4 protein-coding genes are annotated in these 4921 nt (G+C 57.7%); all 4 read left to right on the forward strand.

Annotated elements, in window-relative coordinates:
- Nucleotides 1-215: 215 nt before the first annotated feature.
- The gene (locus H7E91_RS11285; protein WP_241698568.1) at nt 216-1181 is read left to right on the forward strand and encodes a DMT family transporter; all 966 of its coding nucleotides are present in this window, start codon (nt 216-218) and stop codon (nt 1179-1181) included.
- 39 nt (nt 1182-1220) lie between these two features.
- The gene (locus H7E91_RS11290) at nt 1221-1997 is read left to right on the forward strand and encodes a creatininase (RefSeq protein WP_182355218.1); all 777 of its coding nucleotides are present in this window, start codon (nt 1221-1223) and stop codon (nt 1995-1997) included.
- 15 nt (nt 1998-2012) lie between these two features.
- Nucleotides 2013-3725, forward strand: a complete 1713-nt coding sequence (locus tag H7E91_RS11295) for a BCCT family transporter (RefSeq protein ID WP_182355219.1) — start codon at nt 2013-2015, stop codon at nt 3723-3725.
- A 75-nt stretch (nt 3726-3800) separates the two neighbouring features.
- Nucleotides 3801-4921 (forward strand): serine/threonine protein kinase (locus tag H7E91_RS11300; RefSeq protein WP_182355220.1); only part of this gene is annotated, 1121 nt, incomplete at its 3' end.

Consider the following 4921-nt stretch of genomic DNA (forward strand, 5'->3'; position numbering starts at 1 on the left):
ACATACGGAGGGCCTTCCTCGGAGTGCTGGTTTCGCAACTCCCACTCAATCGCGGAAGGCCCTCTCTTCACGTCACAAGTCAGCGCGTGTCATCGCACTGCCTCAACCAACCTGTCCGGTCAGTACATCTAGCCCCACCCTCGTCGGTTGATACTCGGAGTCGACGAGGCACTACTTTAGGGCACACGCTGCCGTGAACAGAAGGAGCGCCACTAATGGCAACGACCGAGACAAGCACCAAGCTCAAGGGCTTCATTACGATGTTCCTGTCCTCGAGCGCAATGGGCGGCATCGGCGCATTCGCACGATACATCGAGGCACCAGGTATCTTCATTGCCCTCTGCCGTAGCATCGCGGGTCTCATCATGATGACCCTCATTTTCCTCTTCGCTAAGAGGTTCGTTAAGTTTAAGGGCTTCAAGATCACGCCCTCTATTGTCATGAGCGGCGTCTTCCTCGGTCTGCTGTCTGGCCTTTACGTCTGGTCCACGCAACTGACAACGCTGGCAAACGCAGCGTTCCTCATCTACACCGGCCCCATCTACTCGACGATTCTCGCGAGCATCTTCCTCAAAGAGCCGTTCACAAAGGTTACGGTCGTATCGCTCAGCTCTGTCTTCCTCGGATGCCTTCTCATTATTGGCATTATCAACTACACGGAAGGTGACGGCCTGACGGTCGGACTCGACCTTGACCCTCAGTACATGACCGGTAACCTCATCGCTCTCGGATCAGGTGTCGCCTACGGTCTCTACCTCTTTGTCAGCCGCTATCGACAAGACGTCGACTCGGACGTCAGGGCCTTCACAAACTTCGGTTTCGCCGTTGTTACGCTCCTCATCCTCACTTTCATTATCCAGCCGGATCTGTCCGAGATGACGACTCGTGGGTGGATTGTCCTTGTCATCGCAGCCTTCATTACCGGCGCGGTCGCGTTCTACCTACTCACCGTCGCCTCGAAGATTCTGCTCGCAGGCGAGCTTGCCACGATCTCTTATCAGGAGACGATCATGGCGACCATCCTCGGCATCGTATTGTTCAGCGAGAGCTTGACCCTCATTCAGGCCCTCGGCGGTGCACTCATCCTCTTCGGTGGCATATTCCAAATCTTCGCTTCGACCCGAAAATCTGCACCAGCGGAAGTGGATGCGTCCGAGGGACTGCCAGCGCGAATGCAGTAGTCCGAACGTCGATTCACCTCTCACAGTTTGGAGAAAACCATGGCCAATCACGAAGTCAACATCACGCGACTCGATGCTTTCACGTACAGGGAACGGATCAAGGACGGCGACGCCACTGTTCTCATTCCTGTCGGTGCTCTTGAGCAGCATGGTCCGCACATGCCTCTGTACACTGACGCGATGCTCTCGACCAAGATGGCAGAGCTGACGGCGGAGGCAACAGACTCCCTCGTGGGACCGACGATCTGGACCGGCTACAAGTCTCAGCAACGCTCCGGCGGCGGCAACCACATTATCGGATCGTTCGGCTTTGATGCCGCTCATGTTGTGGAGACCTGCCGAACGCTCGTCCGTGAGTTCACTCGTCACGGCGTGCACAAGATCGCGTTCATCAACGGACACTATGAGAACTACCAGTTCGTATATGAAGGCGTCGAACTCGCGATGAGGGACATCGCATCGGCCGGCGACGCTACGCCTACAGTCCTTCTCCTCTCGTACTGGGACTTTGTCACGGATCAGACGATCGCCGAACTCTACCCTGACGGCTTCCCCGGCTGGGATGTTGAACACGGCGGCGTCATGGAGACATCGATCATGCTCGAGTATTTCCCCGAGCTCGTTCAGATGGACAAGGTCATGGACCTGCCTCCGGCAGAGCTACCCCTCTACGACCTCTTCCCCGTCGACCCCTCGCTCACGCCGGAGTCTGGTTGCCTGTCATCGGCGGCCGCCTCCTCCGCTGACAAGGGAAGGATGCTGACGAAGTCGGTTATCGACGGGCTGTCGCAAGTCGTCAACGAGCGGCTGCGCTAGAAGAGGCGTGACAACATGACAAGTGATAGTACACCGGGGAGCCCCCACACCTCGGAGCTAAAGACGGCGCCTCAACGGGGCAGGGGACGGCATCGCGACGAGACTCTGATCCAAATCATCAGCGTGGTCCTCATCGGGGCCGTCGTCGCACTGGCCCTACTCAACGCGACGGGCGCCGCGTCTCTGATCAACTCTCTGCGCACAGCAGTGACCGATAACCTCACGTGGTACCTCGTCACTCTCGCGACCGTTGCCCTCGTTTTTTGCATCTATATGGCGGTGGGTCGACGCGGCAACATCGTGCTCGGTGGACGCGGCGCAAAGAGGGAATACGGAAACTTCGCCTGGTATTCGATGCTGTTTGCCAGTGGGCAGGGTATCGGCCTGATCTTCTGGTCGGTTGCCGAGCCGATCCTCGTCAGGGACGATAATCCGCTCGAAGGCGTCCATGCGACCACAGCGAACGATGGAGCGCTGATCTGGGGTTACTTCCATTGGTCACTCCACGCGTGGGCGATCTATTCATTGGTCGCCATCTGTCTCGCAATCTCGTTCCACAACATGAAGCGCCCCCTGACGTTCCGTGATGCCGTGGTCAGCGCGTTCCCCAGGGCGATTCGGCCTGGGGCAGGGGTCGTCATCGAAGTCATCGTCATCCTGGCGACCGTCTTCGGCTTGTCGACCTCCTTTGCGTTCGCCGCCATGCAGCTCTCATCGGGGATCTCCGAAACCTTTGGAATTGAGAATTCCGTTGCGATGCGTACGGCGGTCATTGTCGGTATTGGCGTTGTCGCTGCGGTTAGTGTCTACATCGGCATCGAAAAAGGCATGAAGCGCATCAGCGAAACGAACTCGGTGCTGAGCATTATCCTCGTTATCGGAGTCCTGCTGGCGGGCCCGACGGTCTATCTCCTTTCTGTCCTTCCGCAGTCTATTGGGCAGTACTTTTTCAACGCGCCGTGGATGGGCCTGTGGACAGAGGCGGAACTGTCACAGGAGCCTATTCTCAACTGGATGGACAGCTGGAACGGAAACTGGACCGTCTTCATCTGGTGCTGGACGTGGGCGTTCTCGCCGTTTGTTGGCTCTTTCATCGCCCGCATTTCCCGAGGTCGAACGTTGCGCGAGTTTGTCATCGGCGTTCTCGGGATCCCCACCGCCATCTGCGTAATTTGGATCGGCATCGTCGGCGGTGCCGCGTTGCACTATGACGAAAAGTCCGGTGGAGCCGTCTCCGAAGCGACAGCGCAAGACACCTCTCGCGGTCTGTTTGCCATGCTGCAGGAGCTTCCGTACGGGTGGGTAACGTTCATCCTCCTGCTCACGGCAACGATCCTCGTCGGTACGTACTACGTCACGTCGCTCGATTCAGGCGTGCACGCACTTGCGGGATTTGCGTCTTCATCTGACGGCCACTCGTCAAGGATCTACCGATCGGTGCTCGTTATCGGAATCGCTCTCATCGCCTTCCTCCTCCTCAGCATCGGAGGGGAGAACGTCGTTGGTACGGTGCAAACCGGAACGATTATCGGGGCGGTCCCATACACGCTCGTTATCATCCTCTTGACGTTCGTGACTCTCAAACGTGTGAACCGGCTCAAGGATGATCCGATGCAGTTTGAGCTCGTCGAGATCGATCCACTCCAGAAGACGACGACACACGTCGAGAACAACACCGTTGAGAACGAGCCCCGTGCCTCAGGGGCATTGTCCACCGAAAACAACTAATACACAGACATTCTTGTCAAGCGGCAAGGAGAAATGCGCCGGGGTAGACCTGGGCAACTAGGAGATGAATGAACCATGACAAAGATTGTCAATTCTTGGAATGACTTTGATCCGCTGAAGCGGGTTATTGTCGGCAAGGCTGATTTCTCGGTTATTCCTGATGAGGAGCCGGCGACCTCGGAGAAGGTGCCCGTCGATTCGGAGATGCGCGGAATGTGGGGCCCGCGCCCCACGGAGACGGTGGAGAAGGCTAACGAAGCCCTCGATCGTTTGGCGAAGGAGCTGGAGAGCCGCGGCGTTATCGTTGATCGCCCGACTCCGATCCAGTGGAACCAGGCGATGATCACCCCGGACTTCCGTGCGCAGTCGGGTATGACGCAGATGCCTCCTCGTGACATCCTGCTGACGATCGGTAATGAGATCATGGCGTCGGCGAACTCGTTCCGTTGCCGCTACTTCGAGTACCTTGCGTACTGGCCGCTCATGAACCAGTACTTCGAGGAGGATCCGGAGTTCCTGTGGACCCAGGCCCCGCGCCCGCGTCTGACGGACAAGTCGTACAAGCACAACTACTACGATGAGAAGATCTCCCTCGAGGAGCGTCTGGAGCGTACCGCGAACCTCGACTTCGTCACCACTGAGGTGGAGCCGATGTGGGATGCGGCTGACGTGCTGCGTATTGGCAAGGACCTCTTCATCCAGCATGGTTTGACGACCAACCGCAAGGCGATGGAGTGGTTCAAGCGCTACTACCCCGAGCACCGCATCCACGCGGTGAACTTCCCCGGTGACCCGTACCCGATCCACATCGATGCGACGTTCGTGCCGCTTCGTCCGGGTCTGATCATCAACAACCCTGAGCGTCGTCTGCCTGAAGAGCAGCGCAAGATCTTCGAAGCCAATGATTGGCAGATCGTTGATGCGGCTCAGCCGGCTCACGATGAGCCGCCGCCGCTGTGCTACTCCTCGGTGTGGCTGTCGATGAACTGTCTTGTTCTTGATCACAAGAACGTCATCGTTGAGGCCTCTGAGGTTAACCAGCTTGAGCAGATGGAAAAGCTTGGCATGAACCCGATTCCGGTTGATTTCCGCGATGCCTACGCGTTCGGTGGCGGTCTGCACTGTGCGACTGCTGACGTGTACCGCGAGGGCACCATGGAAGACTACTTCCCCAACCAGGTCGAAGACCCAACACT

The sequence above is a fragment of the Flaviflexus huanghaiensis genome, from assembly GCF_014118685.1.
Classification (GTDB): domain Bacteria; phylum Actinomycetota; class Actinomycetes; order Actinomycetales; family Actinomycetaceae; genus Flaviflexus; species Flaviflexus huanghaiensis.

Excerpts from the sequence above, each read along its gene's own strand:
- H7E91_RS11295 (WP_182355219.1), top strand. The coding sequence starts at position 2,013 with ATGACAAGTGATAGTACACCGGGGAGCCCCCACACCTCGGAGCTAAAG.
- H7E91_RS11285 (WP_241698568.1), top strand. The coding sequence starts at position 216 with ATGGCAACGACCGAGACAAGCACCAAGCTCAAGGGCTTCATTACGATG.
- H7E91_RS11290 (WP_182355218.1), top strand. The coding sequence starts at position 1,221 with ATGGCCAATCACGAAGTCAACATCACGCGACTCGATGCTTTCACGTAC.